Below are 15,978 nucleotides of genomic sequence, written 5' to 3'. Positions count from 1 at the left end.
GTGTCATGTCTTGTCTCCTGGTTTTGAACGATCCACAGCCATGTGTCGTGCATGTTCTGTTGCAGACTTCGTGCCACGTCCAAAGGTCGTTGAATTTGCTGACATTTTCCGCTCGCACCTCCCTGACCGTCTGATTGTCAGACGATGGTGGTCGCAAAAAACGTCTGACTTTCAGACGAACGTCTGAAAGTCAGACAAGGCTTCCATGGCGGCCAGGCGGTCGTAGAGGCTGGCGCGCGAGATGCCGAGCAGCCGGGCCGCCGCCGTGCGGTTGCCGCCGGTGTGCACCAGTGCCTGCGCAATGGCCCGGTGCTCCAGTTCGGCGATCTGCTCGTGCAGCGGGCGCAGCGCATCGGCTGCGGCGGCCCGGGTTGCCGTGCGCGGGCTGGCCGCCGGTGCCAGCGCCGGCAGGCCCGCCTCCCGCAGCACCGCCCCCACCTGCGCAGCGGCGATGTGGTGCGAATCGCTGCGCAGCGCGAGCTGCTCCAGCACGTTGCGCAGTTCGCGGATGTTGCCGCGCCAGGCCTGGGCCGACAGCAGCGCCTGGGCATCGGCGGTCAGCTCCAGCTGCGCACCGCCGCCGCGTGCGGCAATGTCTTCGCACAGCGCTTCGATCAGCAGCGCGATGTCGTCCTGGCGCTCGCGCAAGGGCGGCACGCGGATCGGCAGCACGTTGAGCCGGTAGTACAGGTCTTCCCGGAAGCTGCCCTCGCTCACCATGTGCTGCAGGTCACGCGAGGTGGCGGCGACCACGCGCACATCGAAAGACACCAGCCTGTTCGAACCCAGCGGCTCGATCTCGCCCTCCTGCAAGGCCCGCAGCAGCTTGACCTGCACCGACATCGGCATGTCGCCGAGCTCGTCGAGGAACAGCGTGCCGCCATCGGCCAGTTTGAACTTGCCGTCGCGGCCCTTCTTGTCGGCGCCGGTGTAGGCGCCCGGCGCCACGCCGAAGAACTCGGCTTCCAGCAGGGTGTCGGGCACGGCGGCCATGTTCACGCTCACGAACGGCCGTCCGGCCCGTGGCGATGCGGCATGGATCGCATGCGCCAGCAACTCCTTGCCGGTGCCGGTTTCGCCCAGCAGCAGCACCGGACTGGCCGTCTGCGCCGCGCGGCGCGCCTGACGCTTGACCTCGAGTGCGGCGGCGCTGCTGCCCACGAAGCTGGCAAAGGTGTATTTGGTGCGGCGCTGGCTGGCGAGCTCGCGCCGGGCGTCGATCAGGTCCTGCTCCAGCCGGGCGAATTTGCTGATGAGGGGCTGCAGCGTGGTCTCGGGGTGGTCGAACAGCACGATGCCCAGCACGCCGATGACTTCACCGGCGTCGTCGCGCAGCGGAATGCGGCTGACCACGAAGGTGCCGGCCTTGTTGGTCAGCAGGTCGATCAGGATGGGCTTGCCGGTGGCCAGCACCTGGTGCATCTGCGTGTTCTGCACCACGCTGGAAACCGGGTGACCGACAAAGTCTTCTTCGTGCTCGAAGCCCAGCGCCGGCAGGAAGCGGCGGTACTGGTCGTTGATCCACACCACGCGCGCATTGCGGTCGACCAGCATCATGCCTTCGCTGGCATTGGCAAACAGGTCGAACATGGACCTGGCGGCCAGTTCAAGAATGCTTTGCGCGTCGCGCGGCAGGCGGTCGTCCCGGATCATGGTCGCATGGTACCCCCGGCGGGTATCAGGGACCGTGGCTTTCGCCGACGGGTCCGGTCATCGGCACTCGATCAATCAGCGCGCAAACATCACTTCAGCTCGCGGACGCGGTGTGCGTTGCGCAGCGGCGTAAAGGAGGAGGCGGCCTCCAGCCGCCGGGGGACAGCCGCGGAGTAGCGCACACCGCGTCCGCGGGCCCGCGAGGTCCGACGCCCTAACGTTGAGCCCGCCGCGCCAACAAACGCGGCACCAGCAACACGGCAACCACCACCGCCAGCAGCGTTGCCGACATCGGCCGCTGCACAAACACCATCCAGCTGCCCTCGCCGATCGACAAGGCATTGCGCATCTGCGCCTCGGCCATGGGGCCCAGGATCAGGCCCACGATCACCGGCGCGGTAGGAAAGTCGTAGCGCCGCATCACCACGCCCAGCAACCCCAGTCCGTACATCAGGAACAGGTCGAACGCGCTCTGGCGCATGCCGTACACACCCACGGTGGCAAAGATCAGGATGCCGGCGTAGAGCTGCGGGCGCGGAATCTTCAGCAGCTTGACCCACAGGCCCACCATGGGCAGGTTGAGCACCAGCAGCATCACGTTGCCGATGTAGAGCGAGGCGATCAAGGCCCACACCAGGTTGGACGAGGTCTGGAACAGCTGGGGTCCGGCGTTGATGCCGTAGTTCTGCAGCGCGCTGAGCAGGATGGCAGCGGTCACCGAGGTCGGAATGCCCAGCGTGAGCAGCGGCACCAGCGTGCCGGTCACGGCCGCGTTGTTCGCGGCCTCGGGACCGGCCACCCCTTCGATGGCGCCCGAGGTGCCGAACTCGGCCTTGTGCTCGGGGCCGGCGAGCTTGCGTTCGGTGGCGTAGCTGAGGAAGGTCGGAATCTCCGAGCCGCCGGCAGGGATGGTGCCGAACGGAAAACCGATGGCGGTGCCGCGCAGCCACGCCGGCCAGGAGCGGCGCCAGTCGGCGCGTGACATGTGCACCTTGGTCATCTTGTTCATGAAGGCCGGGCTGCGGCCCTCGTAGAGCGCGTTGTAGAGCGCCTCGGCCACGGCAAACAGTCCCACGGCCACCAGCACCACCTCGATGCCGTCCATGAACTCGAGCACACCGGCGGTGTAGCGCACCTGGGCGGTGATCTGGTCGATGCCGATCAAGCCCAGCGCCAGCCCGAAAAACAGCGCGGTCAGACCACGCAGCGTGCTCTGGCCCAGCACCGCGCTCACCGTGGTGAAGGCCAGCAGCATCAGGCAGAAGTACTCCGGCGGGCCGAGCTGCACGGCGAAGTCGGCCAGGATGGGCGCGAACAGCGTGACCAGGATGGTGGCGATGCTGCCGGCCACGAACGAGCCGATCGCCGCGCTGGCCAGCGCCGCACCGGCGCGCCCGCTCTTGGCCATCTTGAAGCCTTCGAGCGCGGTGACCATGGTGCCGGTTTCGCCCGGTGTGTTGAGCAGGATCGAGGTGGTCGATCCACCGTACATGGCGCCGTAATAGATGCCGGCAAAAAAGATCATCGAGGCCGTGGGCTCGACCTGGCCGGTGATGGGCAGCAGCATGGCCACGGTCACGGCCGGACCCAGGCCGGGCAGCACCCCGATCGCCGTGCCCAGTGCGCAGCCGGCAAAGGCCCACAACAGGTTGATGGGAGTGCCGGCGGTGGCAAAACCGCCGAGCAAATGGTTGAGGGTGTCCATCATGTCGTGGCTGCCTTCGCGCTCAGATCCAGCCCGAGGCCGTGATGCCCGGCAGGTTGACCGCCAGCAATTTGGTGAACAGCCAGTACACCGGGGCGGCAATCAACATGCCGGTGACCGCGTCCTTGAGGGTCTGGCGAAGACCGCCGACGGGCTTGCCTTCGCTGGCGCGCAGGCCGCGCACCGCAAGCACGAAACACAGGGAGCAACTCAGGATGAAGCCGATGGTGGTGATGAGCGCTGCGTTGAGCAGCACGCCCGCCGACACCCAGGCCAGCGCACGCCAGTCGCCGCGCGCCGCGCCCGAAGGCTCGGGCATCTGGCGATAACCGCCGGTGAGCACCTCGCGGATCAGCATCACGCCGCACAGGCCCAGCGCCACGCTGATCACCCAGGGCAGGAAATTGGGCCCGACGCCGGCATAACCCGCGTCGGAAGGAATGTCCATCGCACCCCAGGCCAGCACAGCGGCCACGATGAGCGCACCAACGCCCATGGCCAGCTGGCCGGGACGGTGGTTGGGTGTCGGTGAGGTGTCGTTGTTCATGTCGGTATTCCTTCGCCCAAAGCGAGCATCACGAGCGAAAGGGGCAACCCCGCCCAGGGGCATCGAGGGTCCGGCTCCGCCGGCCCAAGATGCCGTCCCCCTCCCAGCGCCGAAGGCGCGCCAGAGAGGGGGAAGCCGCAAAGCGGCGCTGGGGGTGCTTGCGGGTTCACACCATGCCGGCGCGGACCATGGTTGCGCGCAACGACGAGAAGTCCTTGTCCACGAACTCGTCGAACGCCCGTCCGGTGAGCAGCGCGGATGTCCAGTTGTTCTTCTCGAGCGCCGCGCTCCAGGCCTTGCTCTGCGTGGCCTTGACCACCATCGCGGTGAGCGCGTCGCGCTGGGCCTGCGTGATGCCGGGGGCACCGTAGACGCCGCGCCAGTTGCCGATCTCCACGTCGATGCCCTGCTCTTTCAGCGTGGCCACGTCGATGCCTTTGACGCGCTGGCCCGAGGTGACCGCGATCGCGCGCATCTTGCCGCTCTCGATGTACTGCTGGAATTCGCTGTAGCCGCTGCCGCCCACGGTGACGTTGCCGCCCAGGATGGCCGCCGTGGCCTCGCCGCCGCCGCGAAACGGCACGTAGTTGATGCGCGAGGCCGGCACGCCGACCGACTGCGCGATCTGCGCTGCCGCGATGTGCTCGGTGGAGCCGCGCGAACCGCCACCCCACTTGATGCTCCCCGGGTCCTTCTTGAGTTGCTCGACCACGTCCTTCATGGTCTTGTAGGGCGAGTTCGCCGGCAGCACAAAAACGTTGTATTCGGTGGTGAGGCGGGCGATCGGCGTGAGCTGTGTGACCGACACCGGCGGCTTGCCGGTGATGATGCCGCCGAGCATGACGGCGCCCATGACCATCAGCGCGTTCGGGTCGCCCTTGCTGGCGTTGTAGAACTGCGCCAGACCGATGGCCCCGGCAGCGCCACCCTTGTTTTCGAACGTGACCGACGAGGCCACGCCGGCATCGCGCAGGGCTTCGCCCAGCGCCCGGCCGGTGCCGTCCCAGCCGCCACCGGGGTTGGCGGGAATCATCATCTTGATGTTGGCGTTGGCCCAGGCCAGGTTGGGCAGGGCGCCAGCCGCTGCCAGGGCGGCCAGTGATTTGAGGAAGGTGTCGCGACGCATGGTGTGTCTCCTGCAGGGGTTGTGAGCTGACGGCTCGATCTTGCGACCGGGCCCTGTCAATTGGCTGTACGCCAACTCCGGAGAAACCCTGAGTTGGCGTCAGCGATCAGAAGCGGTGGTGGATACCGACCTGCATGCCGTTGGACTTCGAGCCGGCGACCGGACTGTTGAAGCCCAGGGCAGCGGCGGCATCGTTGTCGACGGCGGTGACATGGCCGTAGAGCGCGGTGCGCTTGGACAGGTTGTGGCTGGCCTGCAGTGTGTAGATGCGTGCGTCGTCGCTGGCCGCCGCGGCCGAGCCGTTGACGTCCTTGGCCTGCGCTGCTCCGACCGACACCGTGGTTTCGCCGAAGTTGAACGCCGCTGCCAGGCCGTAGACCTTGAGCTTCGTCGCTGCCTTGTCTTCCACGTCGTAGTAGGCCGACAGCTTGACGCTGCCGAAGTCGTAGGCGCCCGCCAGCAGCAGCGCGTCGCGGCCCTGCTTGCCGGCCAGCACGCCGTCGGCGTCGGCCACCTGCATCAACGACAGGCCCACCGTCACCGGTCCGCGGGCGTGCAGCGCATGTGCGCTGACCTGCCGGGCGAAGTCCGCGCTGGCGTTGGTGCTCGCACGCTCCTCGCCCAGGCTGTACTGCAGCTGGAACACCGTGTTGGCCACGGTCGACGAGACATAGGTGAGGGCGTTGTCCACGCGGTTGTAGTCGCCGTTGCCGATGATCGGCACCACGCTGAGCACGTCGTACACCTTGGTGCCGATGATGCCGGCGATGTCGTCCATGGGTGAGTACTGGCGCCCCAGGCGCACCGTGCCCCAGCCTGCGCCCAGCCCGACGAAGCTCTGGCGGCCGAACCCCCGTCCGCCCTGCCCCAGCGTGCCCGCGTCGGCATTGATGCCGGCTTCCAGCACGAGCGTGGCCTTGAGCCCGCCACCCAGGTCTTCCGTGCCACGCAGACCCCAGCGCGAGCCTTGCTGCTGGCCCGACGCCAGGCGGGTCAGCGAGGTGGCGCCCTTGACGCGCTCGACGGCCACGTCGACGACGCCGTACAGGGTCACGGACGACTGGGCAAAGGCCAGGCCACTGAACAGCCCCAGAACACCCAGGGCGATCGCATTTCTTTTCATCACTTTGCGCGAGAAACCCGGTCGTTCAGGGCCGGAAGGGATAGCGCGCCGCGCGTGAGCGCGGCCCTCTTTTCTCGCATTTCCTTTGCGTTGTTGGCCATCTTCCGTATGCTGTGCATATGTCCAGTACTGTCCCCTCCCACTCCACCCGCGTGCTGCGCGTGCGCGTGAAGGACCGGCATGCGGTGTGGCTCTCGCAGCTCTCGCGCGAGGTCAACACGGTCTGGAACTACTGCAACGACCTGCAGACGCGCGTCTTTGAGCGCGAGCGCAAGTTCCTCACCGGATTTGATTTCTGGCCTTACCTGAAGGGCTGCACGCGCGGCGATGACTCGCTCAATCTGCCGGTGCAAACCGTGCAAGAGACGGCCGAGCAGTACGCCCGAAGCCGACGCCAGCACAAGCGGGTGCGCCTGGCTTGGCGCAAGAGCAAGGGCGTGCGCCGTTCGCTGGGCTGGTTGCCCTTCAAGGTCCGCACCATCAAGTACGCGCACGGCCAGATTTATTTCGCCGGCAAGTGGCTCTCGGTGTGGGACAGCTGGGGCCTGGGTGAGCACGAACTGCGTGCGGGCAGCTTCAGCGAAGACTCGCGCGGGCGTTGGTACCTCAATGTCACGGTCAACATGAAGCGCCCACCGCGCGTCGCACCTGAGGGCAATGCGATCGGCATCGACCTGGGGTTGAAAGACCTGGCTGTGCTGAGCGATGGAAACAAGGTCGAGGCCGAGCGCTTCTACCGCGACCTGGAGCCGGCGCTGGCCACTGCGCAGCGGGCCGGGAAGAAGCGTCGGGTCAAAGCCATCCACGCCAAGATCGCGAACCGGCGACAGGACTTCCTGCACAAGCTCACGACGAAGCTGGCCTCCCGGCACTGCGTGATCTGTGTGGGTGATGTGAATGCGAAGGCGCTTGCCCGCGGTCCCCACGCCAAGAGCGTGCTGGATGCGGGCTGGAGCGCAATGAGAACCATGCTGCAGTACAAATGCGATGACGCAGGCGCGTGGTTTTTGGAGGTGCCCGAGCACGGCACCACGAGGATGTGCAATTGCTGCGGGGCGATGAGCGGGCCGCAGGGAATTGCTGGTCTTGCGGTTCGCCAATGGGCGTGTGTTGTGTGCGGCGTGAGCCACCACCGTGACACCAATGCAGCGCGCAACATCCTCGCTCGAGGACTGGCGATCTTCGAGGAACAGTTTGCCGCCGCAGGGGAGGCGAAAGCCGATGAAGCTGTGGTGAATGAGATCGGGCGGCATGCTGTTCCGGTCGGGGTCGGACATGACCCTCTAGTTGTAGGAATCCCAGTCCTTTAGGGCCGGGAGGATGTCAAGGTTGGACAACCGCAACAAGTCCGATCCGTCCGGTGCGGCGATCGGACAGGCTGCATGCTCGTGTCACAGGCTGTCAGTCCGCTGTCCGCAGCATCCGGACAAACCCTGTGAAGGCCGGGCACCGGCTTGGGTCGGCCGGGCCCCGTGCCCATAATCCAGCGTCATGAAACTGCTGCTGATCGAAGACAACGCCACGATGCATACCACGCTGCGGCGCAGCTTCGAGCGGCGCGGCGTGCAGGTGCTCGGTTGCGACGACGGTGCACGCGCGCTGGCCCTGTGGCAGGCCAGCCTGCCCGATGCGGTGCTGCTCGACCTGAGCCTGCCCGGCCTGGACGGCCTGGAAGTGCTGAGCCAGGCGCGCGCCGCCGGCCTGGAGACGCCGGTGATCATCCTCACCGCGCGCGGCACCGTGGGCGACCGCATCCTGGGCCTGAACACCGGCGCCGACGACTACCTGCCCAAGCCCTTTGACCTCGACGAACTCGAGGCGCGGCTGCGCGCGCTGGTGCGCCGCGCCGGCGGGGCCGATCACGCGGTGGGCAACCCGGCGCGCGGGCCGGTGTGGTGCGGCATGCACGTGGAGCGGGACAGCGGCGCGGTGTACTTCGCCGGCCAACCCATGGAGCTGGCGCCGCGCGAGCTGTCGCTGCTGCAGGCCCTGCTCGGCAAACCCGGGCATGCCATGGCCAAGGAGCGCCTGTTCGAACTGGTGTTCCCCGGCGAGAGCCAGGTGCAACTCGAGGCCATCGAGGTGGTGGCCTACCGCCTGCGCAAGAAGATCGCGCACACCGGCGCACAGCTGGTCACGCTGCGCGGGCTGGGTTATCTGCTCAAGGCCGCCGGCTGATGCCCCTCTCCCCTGCCCCCGCTGCAGCGGGCGCGTCCCCCGGCCCGTCGCACCGCCCGCGCAGCCTGTCGCTGCGCCGCACCCTGTTGCTGGGCATCCTGCTGCCGGTGTTCGCGTTTGTGCTGATCACCACGGTGGTGCTCTACCGCCAGGCGCTGGCGGCGGCCGACACCGCCTACGACCGCACCCTGCTGGCCACCGCCAAGTCGCTCGGTGAACAACTGCGCGTCACCGGCACCGGCAGCGAACTGCGCGTCGAGTCCACCCTGCTCTACTCTGCGCTGGAAGCCTTCGAGGCCGACAACCGCAGCCGCATCTTCTACCGCGTGAGCGGCCTCCAGGGCGAGCTGGTCTCGGGCTTTGACGACATGCCGCCCGGGCGCAACGACATTCCGCAGAAGAACCTGTATGCGGCGCTGGTGAATTTCTACGACGACGAGTACCAGGGCGTGCCGGTGCGCATGGCGGTGCTGCTGCAGCCGGTCTCGGGCGTCTACGAGCAAGGCATGGCCACCATCCAGGTGGCCGAGACACTGGAGCTGCGCGAGACCCTGGCCCGGCAGATCCTGATCGACACGCTGTGGCGGCAGGCCGCGCTGGTGCTGGTGATCGCGCTGGTGGTGGTGTTCGTCGTGCAGCGCGCCATCCGACCGGTGCGCGCCCTCAGCCACGCGCTGGGCGCACGCAGCGAAAACGACCTGTCGGCCCTGCCCACCGAGGGTGCGCCGCGCGAACTGCTGCCGCTGCTGGACGCCACCAACCAGCACATGCAACGCCTGTCGCACCTGCTGGAGCACCAGAAGCGTTTTGTGCGCGACACCTCGCACCAGCTGCGCACGCCCCTGGCGGTGCTCAAGACCCAGGTGCAGTCGGCGCAACGCGGCGACATCGACCCGCGCCAGGCGCTGGACGAGATCGGCCACACGGTGGCGCGGGCCACCGAACTGGCCAACCAGATGCTCGCGCTGGCCAAGGTGGAGCAGTTGCGGCAGGAAAAAAGCACCCCGGTGCACGACTGGTCGGCCGTGGTGCGCGCCGTGGCACTCGACCTCTCCGCACTCATCGCCGAGCGCGCACTCGACTTCTCCATCACCACCCGCAGCGCACCCGTGCGCGCCCACGAATGGGCCCTGCGCGAACTCAGCCGCAACCTGCTGCACAACGCCATCAAGAACACCCCGCCGGGCTCGGCGCTCGCGGTGGCACTGGTGACGGACGACAGCACCGCTGCACTCACCATCAGCGACGAAGGCCCGGGCATCTCGCTCGCGCAGCGTGAACGCCTGTTCCAGCCCTTTGCCACCGAACAGCGCCAGGGCAGCAGCGCCGCCGGCTCCGGGCTGGGACTGGCGATCTGCCGCGAGATCGTGCAGTCGCTCGGCGGAAACATCCATCTCGACAACCGCACACACGCCGGCCAGGTGCACGGGCTCGACGCCACCGTGCGCCTGCCACTGGCCCCAACCCACACCGCTGCATGAAACCCGCCAACACCGAATCCAATGCCGTCAAGGTCCGCCTGGACAAATGGCTCTGGGCCGCACGCTTCTACAAGACGCGCGGCCTCAGCAGCGAGGAAATCGACAAGGGCCGCGTCAGGCTCAATGGCCAGCTGGCCAAACCCTCCAAGGACGTGAAACCCGGTGACACGCTGGAGCTTCGCATCGGCCACGAGGTGCGCACGGTGGTGGTCAAGGGTTTGAGCGGCGTGCGCTCCTCGGCACCGGTGGCAGCCCTGCTGTTTGAAGAAACAGCCGCCTCGCTGACCCAACGCGCCGCGAACGCCGAGATGCGGCGCCTGGCACCCGAGCCGGCGCACAGTCAGACCATGGGGCGGCCAACCAAGCGCGACCGGCGCGACATCGAGGGTTTGCGCGATGCGCCGCCACGAGGCGAATGGAACGATCGCTGGAGCGCGTCGCTGGACGAGTGACCGCCCTCACCCCGATCCTCTCCCGGAGGGTGAGGGAACAAAGCCCGCAACGAACAAAGCAGAGCAAATCCAGGGGCATCAAGGGTGCGGCTCCGCCGGCCCGGGATGCCGCCCCCCTCCAGGCGCCGAAGGCGCGCCAGGGAGGGGGAAGCCGCGAAGCGGCGCAGGGGGGTTCAAGCTTTGCGCAGGCCCAGCCACATCACCGTGGCCACGACCAGCAGGCCGCCGGCGACCTGCACGGCCGCGATCGACTGTCCCAGGATCGCCCAGGCCAGCACCAGCGCGAAGATGGGTTCGATGTTCATGATGGCCGAATTGCCGACCACGCCGAGGCGGGGCAACACCGTGAACATGATGGTGAAGGCCGTGCCGTAGAGCAGCGTGAGGCCCAGCAGGCCCCACCACCCTACCGCCGCCTGCGGCAGCGCCATGCCGCCCTGCCATCCGCACGCGATGAGCGCCATGACGGCGACGATGCCCATGGTGGCGGCGGTGCGCAGGCGTCCATCAAGATCGCCCGTTTCGTGCTGTGTGATGACGAGCGCGAGGCCAAAGGTGGCCGCTGCCGTGAGGGCAAAGGCCACCCCCACACCGATCTGCGACCAATGCCCCGATGCGCCCAGCCCGGAGGCGGCGCCAGACACATCGAGCGCCAGCGCCAGACCCAGGAGCATCACCGGCATGGCACGCAAGACGCGTGGCTGGGGACGCTGCCCGTACACCAGGCGCGCCCACAAGGCCGTCCACAGCGGGTAGGTGTTGAACGCCAGCAGGGCGAGTGCCACCGGCAGGCGCGCCACCGATGCGTACAGGCACAGGCTCTGCACACCCACGAGCAGCCCGATGGCGGGCAGCGCCAAGCGGTGGCGCGCCTGCAGGCGCACGGGCACGCGGTAGATCCACAGAATCAGGCCCACGACCAGTGCCGTGGCACCGCTGCGAAACGCCACCGCCGTGGCCACGCTCACGCCATTGTCGAAGGCCAGGCGGGCTGCCACATGGTTGGCGCCCATCATGAACGCGACGAGCAGCAGCGTGGCGAAGGCTGACGTTGACAGCGAAGGACCGGTCGAGCGGGATGAAGACATGCCGGCATTCTGCGGTGCGAGCACGCCCGGTGCGTGTCACACCGGGATCTGTCGGATGAGGGCTGTGTCTCTCAGTGAGTCGAACTTGCCACCCGGGCATCCGTTCAGTGGGCGGCTGTGTAGTGATACCACGACGCCATCGAGTAACAGCACTTCATCAAGTTGGGTTGTCATGGGGGGAGGGTCAATCCTGAAACGGCTTGAGACCAGCCATCCGGTAAAAGCGCTGGGACTTGCGCACGGGGCCTCAAAAGGAGTCGATGTTTTCGCCATTCATCAGCTAGTAGCCAGTGGGGAAATTTCTGGGCGCGCCGGTATCCTGAAGTACCAAGCCACTATCTCAAGTTCCAAAACTGCTCTGCGTTTGTCAAAAAGCCAGTGTATGGTAGGAGAGGGTACGTTTTTGAAAACAGGGGTGGTGCTCCCGGTGTGGAATACGTGGTCAGATTCCAACCATCCCCCGACGCACCACGGTGACACAGCTCACCTCTCTCCTTCCGGCCCTTCCTGGTTCGACAGGTGCTGCGCCAGGTTTTGATGAAAATGCACGATCGCTTTTTCAAAATGTCCAAAAGTAAGGTGCTGGTTGGCTTTGGTGCCCAAGGTCTCTTGAATGGCGCAAGCAGCCTCGCGGTCTTCATCAAAACCCGCAGCTTTCACGAAATCTGCATCTCGTTTCGCTTCTTCAACATCGGTTGTCGCCCCGGCAGAGGTCTTGTTTGTTGCTCGGTAAATCAATATTTGCGTGCGAGTGGGACTGATGGGCTCAAAGATGGTTACGGTTGAATGCTTCGAGAGAATGGAAACAGCAACATTCGGGAAAAGCTGATACACCGACGTAACCATGCCTTCAATGCGCCGATCCTTGGGATCAACCTCGCGAAGCTTTTCGATGCGCTGAAACGGGAAAACGACACGGGTGTGGGAACCGAAACTCTCAACCACATTGATGTTGTCGAACCCATAGGGGTAAAAGCTTTTCTTGTGGAGTGCCTTGATGTGATATCCCTCCATGGTGGTTTCAGCGAGCAATTTCCAGTTGGCCTCATCGGTGTATTCGCTTTGATCGAAATACGCTTGTTGCTCAGAAAATAGGTCCGGCACAATTTCAAGCATGGACGCATCCGCCGGGCCACTCTGATTGACGTAGACCAGTCCTCCTTTCTCCATTGCGCCAACTTCAACGAGACCGTTGTCCTTCAACTCCACGCCGGGGAAGCCGGCGCGCCCGGGTATGTGTTTGAGTTCACCCGCAAGGCCGTAAGTCCAAGCGTGATAGGGACACACAAACGCGCGAGCACATCCACTGTTTTTGGCCACCTGCATGCCGCGGTGTCGGCAGCCGTTGATGAATGCCCTGACCTTGCCATCGTCCCCTCTGACCACGAGCAGTGGCGTGGCCGCGGCCTTCCTCGCGACATAACTGCCTTTGTCTGGGAGCATCGCTGAAAGACAAAACACCACGGGCAAGCTTCGTAACAATGCAATTTCGGATTCGAAACGCTCTTGAGATAAATAGTTAGCCACGGGCTCTTTCCAAACAGTATCTCCATGATCCGTGGTTTCATTATCAATGTGATCAAATATTCGCTCCAGTATTTTTTGTTCGCTGAGGAGCGGGATTTTGGTGTTCATAGGTATATCCATTAAATACAAATACAACTTTTTGGACGGCCAAAAAAGCAACGTGAACCGCCTCAGCTTTCGTGGAAACCGGTTGGCTTAATTCAGGCCACCACCATTGGGGTCTGACTGGCGAGTTGCCGATGGCAGTTTGCCTCAGCTTCTGCCGGCGGGGTGTATCCGATGGGACCGAGCAGTCTGTGATCGTTGAACCAGGACACCCATTCCAGGGTTGCCAGCTCCACCGATTCACGGGTTGGCCAGGACCGGCGATGAATCACCTCGGCCTTCTGCGGCAATACTTCGTCGGCCCTGAAATATTCGTTTTTAGCCAGCGACCAGTCGGGGCGCCGGGTCCCTGAATGCGTTGACGGCGAGGTTGCGCAGCATGCGAGCCCAGTTCGGCGATGGTGCGACTGTCTTGCACAGGCGCAAATAAAGCCGCCGCAAGAAGGCCACCCCCTTCTTGGCAATCATCCGAAGCAGCCAACGCAGGTTGTAGCCCGCCGCACACAGCACCGCGTGCAGTCTGTCCCCTTGTTCGCCTTTCAAGTGGCAGCGATTCATGCGGTGGTCCGCCTTCAAGTGCCCGATGATCGGCTCGATCGCCTGGCGCCTCTTGAGCAGCTTTCTCTCCTGGGTCGTGAGCGTCTTGTACTTGCCCCGGTGCTTGATGGCCACCCCTGGGTTGTCCGCATCCACGCCCCGGTAACCCAGGTCCACATACGCCGTGGCGGGCTTGCACCCCGTGTCCTGCATCAGGATGGTGGCCTGCTCCAGTTGAGCGTTGAGCGTATGGCCATCAAACGGGTTGCCGGTAAACGCCCGTGCGCCCACGATCAGGTTGTGCTTCAAGGTCGCAGCAATGCCCACCTTCACGCCGAATTCGTAGGGCGTCCTGCTCTTGCCCTTGGCAATGCACTCCACCTCGGGGGCGTGCCATGCGTAGAGCTTGGATGCCCCGCTGGTGTTCTTGCGGCTGCGCGATTGATCGGCAATGCGCTGCGCCTTCGCCAGCGCGCCGCCCAAGGCCTGACGAACCGCTGTGCTCAGCCCACTGGCCTTGCGTTCGATCTCACGCACCAGGCGCCCCTGCACCGTGCTCTGGCGCTTGATCACCCGGCGCATGCGCTTGAACTGCTTGGCGTGCGCGTACCGCCCGGCCTTGAAGCGCAGCAGCTGGCCCTCCTTGGCGAAGGTCTGCTTGAGCTCGATGCCAGCGCCCTGCGCAGCATCCACCAGCTTGGCGCGCGCCGTCTCCAGCAGCTTGGAGTCCGTGGGGTGCGCCACGGCCTTCTCCTGCACGGTGGAGTCCACCACCACGGTGGCCAGCGCGGACGCGGGAATCAGCTCGAGCGAGACGGCCAAGTTCACCGTCTGCGCCAGCAACTCCTCCACGCCTTCTTCGCCGAGCAAGCGGCGGAACTTGACCAGGGTGGTGGCGTCGCAGGGCAGGCGCTCCTCGTAGTAAGACTGGCCCGAGAAGTACTGCCAGCGAGGCGTCTCGCTCCAGCGCTCCACCACAGCCTCGTCGCTGAGGTTAAACGCGTGCTTGAGGTAGAGCAGCGCGATCATGGTGCGCAGGGGCACGCGCGGGCGCCCGGCGTTGGACTTGCGAGCCAGTGGCGTTGGTGCCTCACCAAACAGGTCCAGATCGGGCAACGCCTCACCGGTGTGCGCGCGGCGGGAGAAGAGATGCGCCACAGAAGCCTCGATCTGCTGCCACGGCATGCGCGAGGCCAACACCGCCAGCGAGTGGCGCAGATCGATCATGTGGTCCAGGCGGGCGCGAAAGAAGTCGTCGGTGGCAGCATCAGCGAACATCAAAATCTCCCAGAAACTGATGCTTATTGGAATTCAAACCAGGAGTTCTGGTATCCGTGATCACCCCGAAACATCAGCATTCATGCGGGTTGCAGAGGTTCTTCAGGGCCGACTAAGTAGGCCTAAGTGCAGCGTCATGTCGAAGCGCCGCAGGCTCGCCTTCTCCAGGCGCTCAAGGAGGTTGGTCGAGGCGATGAACAGGCCCTCATGGTTGTCGAGTTCGGTCAGCATTTGGTTGACTTGGGTGGTCTCCCAATGCCGCGAGGCCGCTTGACGTTGCTGCAGGAAAGTGTCCCCCTCGTCGAACAGCAACAAGGCATTCTGCTCACGCGCCAAGGCGAAAGCGCTTTCGATTTTCTGCTGGGTCTCGCCGAGGTGGGGGCCCAGTAGATCCGATGCCTCATACGCCAGATGCGGCATGCACAGCTCGCTGGCTATCCATTGGCCGAACGCGGTCTGGCCCGTGCCGGGCGCACCGGTGATCAGAAGCCGACCGCTGCGCGTCTGGCTCTGCCCGTTGCACAAAAGCTGAAGTCCACATCGTCATTGAGCCAGCCAAGCTCGAAGTTGTCGTGCGGGGCTTTTGTCTTGCGTTCCCCTTCGATGCCTGTTTTGCCCTGCGCCTTGAGGTTGCTGTTGAGGATGTGAATCACCTGCGCATCGCGCTCGTGCTGCGCCAGCGGTTCAGGGGTGTTGACCATGAGCGCCAGAACTTCGGCGGCTTTGTTGAAAAGACCAGGTGTCAAGTCGCTGTGGTTCGCGATGCGCGCCTGCGCCTCGGCGCTGATGGCGTGGCCCAGCGCCTGGTTGATTTTTCTGGCGCTGCACCAGCGGCGGCACCGGCATGTCCATGCAGATGCTGAAGCGGCGCAGATCAACCGCATCGCAGACTTGCACCGATTTCGAAATCCGGATCGTGGGGAGGTCGTTGGTTTCCAGGGTCTTGTGGATCCAGGACTTGCGCGGAACTGCGTTGCCTTCGTCCTCTGCCACCGGCATGAACCGAAGGGTGAAGACTTCCTCGCACTCGTCGAATATCAACAGGCACAGGCTCTCAGCGTAGAATTTCTGGACTACCTTAAAATTGTGAATGGGGTTGGGCGGGCGAGACCAGCTCCCCGTCTTATAGATAAGGCCCGTTAAAGTCTGAACTTTGTCTGATTTTCGCGATCAGAGTG

15 protein-coding genes and 1 pseudogene are annotated in these 15,978 nt (G+C 64.9%); 5 read left to right on the top strand and 11 right to left on the bottom strand.

Going from position 1 to position 15,978, the window contains the following annotated elements; genetic code table 11:
* Nucleotides 1-171: 171 nt before the first annotated feature.
* The 5 genes from QUV35_RS17860 to QUV35_RS17840 all read right to left on the bottom strand — a co-directional run bounded on the left by QUV35_RS17860 (nucleotide 172) and on the right by QUV35_RS17840 (nucleotide 6,154).
* On the bottom strand, nucleotides 172-1,653 hold the full coding sequence (locus QUV35_RS17860; RefSeq protein ID WP_300877197.1) for a sigma 54-interacting transcriptional regulator: 1,482 nt from the start codon (nucleotides 1,651-1,653) through the stop codon (nucleotides 172-174).
* A 214-nt stretch (nucleotides 1,654-1,867) separates the two neighbouring features.
* Nucleotides 1,868-3,358, bottom strand: a complete 1,491-nt coding sequence (locus tag QUV35_RS17855) for a tripartite tricarboxylate transporter permease (RefSeq protein ID WP_300877208.1) — start codon at nucleotides 3,356-3,358, stop codon at nucleotides 1,868-1,870.
* A gap of 22 nt (nucleotides 3,359-3,380) precedes the next feature.
* On the bottom strand, nucleotides 3,381-3,905 hold the full coding sequence (locus QUV35_RS17850) for a tripartite tricarboxylate transporter TctB family protein (RefSeq protein ID WP_300877196.1): 525 nt from the start codon (nucleotides 3,903-3,905) through the stop codon (nucleotides 3,381-3,383).
* 166 nt (nucleotides 3,906-4,071) lie between these two features.
* On the bottom strand, nucleotides 4,072-5,031 hold the full coding sequence (locus QUV35_RS17845) for a tripartite tricarboxylate transporter substrate-binding protein (RefSeq protein WP_300877195.1): 960 nt from the start codon (nucleotides 5,029-5,031) through the stop codon (nucleotides 4,072-4,074).
* Between the two features lie 106 nt (nucleotides 5,032-5,137).
* Nucleotides 5,138-6,154 (bottom strand): porin, encoded by a 1,017-nt coding sequence (locus QUV35_RS17840; RefSeq protein ID WP_300877194.1) that lies wholly within the window; start codon nucleotides 6,152-6,154, stop codon nucleotides 5,138-5,140.
* A 152-nt stretch (nucleotides 6,155-6,306) separates the two neighbouring features.
* On the opposite strand from QUV35_RS17840, the gene QUV35_RS17835 reads away from it, so the two are divergent.
* The 4 genes from QUV35_RS17835 to QUV35_RS17820 all read left to right on the top strand — a co-directional run bounded on the left by QUV35_RS17835 (nucleotide 6,307) and on the right by QUV35_RS17820 (nucleotide 10,265).
* Nucleotides 6,307-7,464, top strand: a complete 1,158-nt coding sequence (locus QUV35_RS17835; protein WP_300877193.1) for a transposase — start codon at nucleotides 6,307-6,309, stop codon at nucleotides 7,462-7,464.
* Between the two features lie 181 nt (nucleotides 7,465-7,645).
* Nucleotides 7,646-8,332, top strand: a complete 687-nt coding sequence (locus QUV35_RS17830; RefSeq protein ID WP_300877192.1) for a response regulator transcription factor — start codon at nucleotides 7,646-7,648, stop codon at nucleotides 8,330-8,332.
* A complete protein-coding gene (locus QUV35_RS17825) occupies nucleotides 8,332-9,813 on the top strand; it encodes a sensor histidine kinase (protein ID WP_300877191.1) in 1,482 nt (493 codons plus the stop codon). Before QUV35_RS17830 ends, QUV35_RS17825 begins: the two co-directional genes overlap by 1 nt.
* Entirely contained in the window at nucleotides 9,810-10,265 is a 456-nt protein-coding gene (locus tag QUV35_RS17820) for an RNA-binding S4 domain-containing protein (protein ID WP_300877190.1), read from the top strand. The genes QUV35_RS17825 and QUV35_RS17820 overlap by 4 nt, the downstream gene beginning before the upstream one ends.
* A 173-nt stretch (nucleotides 10,266-10,438) precedes the next feature.
* Here QUV35_RS17820 and QUV35_RS17815 read toward each other — a convergent pair whose 3' ends face one another.
* From QUV35_RS17815 to QUV35_RS17790, 6 genes and pseudogenes are all read right to left on the bottom strand, one after another.
* The gene (locus QUV35_RS17815) at nucleotides 10,439-11,353 is read right to left on the bottom strand and encodes a DMT family transporter (RefSeq protein ID WP_300877188.1); all 915 of its coding nucleotides are present in this window, start codon (nucleotides 11,351-11,353) and stop codon (nucleotides 10,439-10,441) included.
* 483 nt (nucleotides 11,354-11,836) lie between these two features.
* Nucleotides 11,837-12,988 carry an SRPBCC family protein gene (locus tag QUV35_RS17810; RefSeq protein ID WP_300877186.1) on the bottom strand — a complete coding sequence of 384 codons (1,152 nt, stop codon included), beginning with the start codon at nucleotides 12,986-12,988 and terminating at the stop codon, nucleotides 11,837-11,839.
* 92 nt (nucleotides 12,989-13,080) lie between these two features.
* A pseudogene (locus QUV35_RS17805) lies at nucleotides 13,081-13,266 on the bottom strand (IS3 family transposase); the annotation flags it as partial.
* Nucleotides 13,267-13,303: 37 nt separating this feature from the next.
* Entirely contained in the window at nucleotides 13,304-14,800 is a 1,497-nt protein-coding gene (locus QUV35_RS17800) for an IS5 family transposase (RefSeq protein WP_300877184.1), read from the bottom strand.
* A 102-nt stretch (nucleotides 14,801-14,902) separates the two neighbouring features.
* A complete protein-coding gene (locus QUV35_RS17795; protein ID WP_300877182.1) occupies nucleotides 14,903-15,325 on the bottom strand; it encodes an ATP-binding protein in 423 nt (140 codons plus the stop codon).
* The gene (locus QUV35_RS17790) at nucleotides 15,283-15,501 is read right to left on the bottom strand and encodes a hypothetical protein (protein WP_300877180.1); all 219 of its coding nucleotides are present in this window, start codon (nucleotides 15,499-15,501) and stop codon (nucleotides 15,283-15,285) included. The genes QUV35_RS17795 and QUV35_RS17790 overlap by 43 nt, the downstream gene beginning before the upstream one ends.
* Between QUV35_RS17790 and QUV35_RS17785 the strand changes: the two genes are divergently transcribed.
* Entirely contained in the window at nucleotides 15,500-15,943 is a 444-nt protein-coding gene (locus QUV35_RS17785; protein ID WP_300877178.1) for a hypothetical protein, read from the top strand. The genes QUV35_RS17790 and QUV35_RS17785 overlap by 2 nt on opposite strands.
* The last annotated feature ends 35 nt before the right edge of the window (nucleotides 15,944-15,978 follow it).

The organism is Hydrogenophaga sp. (assembly GCF_030373225.1).
Taxonomy (GTDB): Bacteria; Pseudomonadota; Gammaproteobacteria; order Burkholderiales; family Burkholderiaceae_C; genus Hydrogenophaga.
Note: the sequence above shows the minus strand (reverse complement) of the source record. Positions and strands in the feature narration are given on the sequence as shown.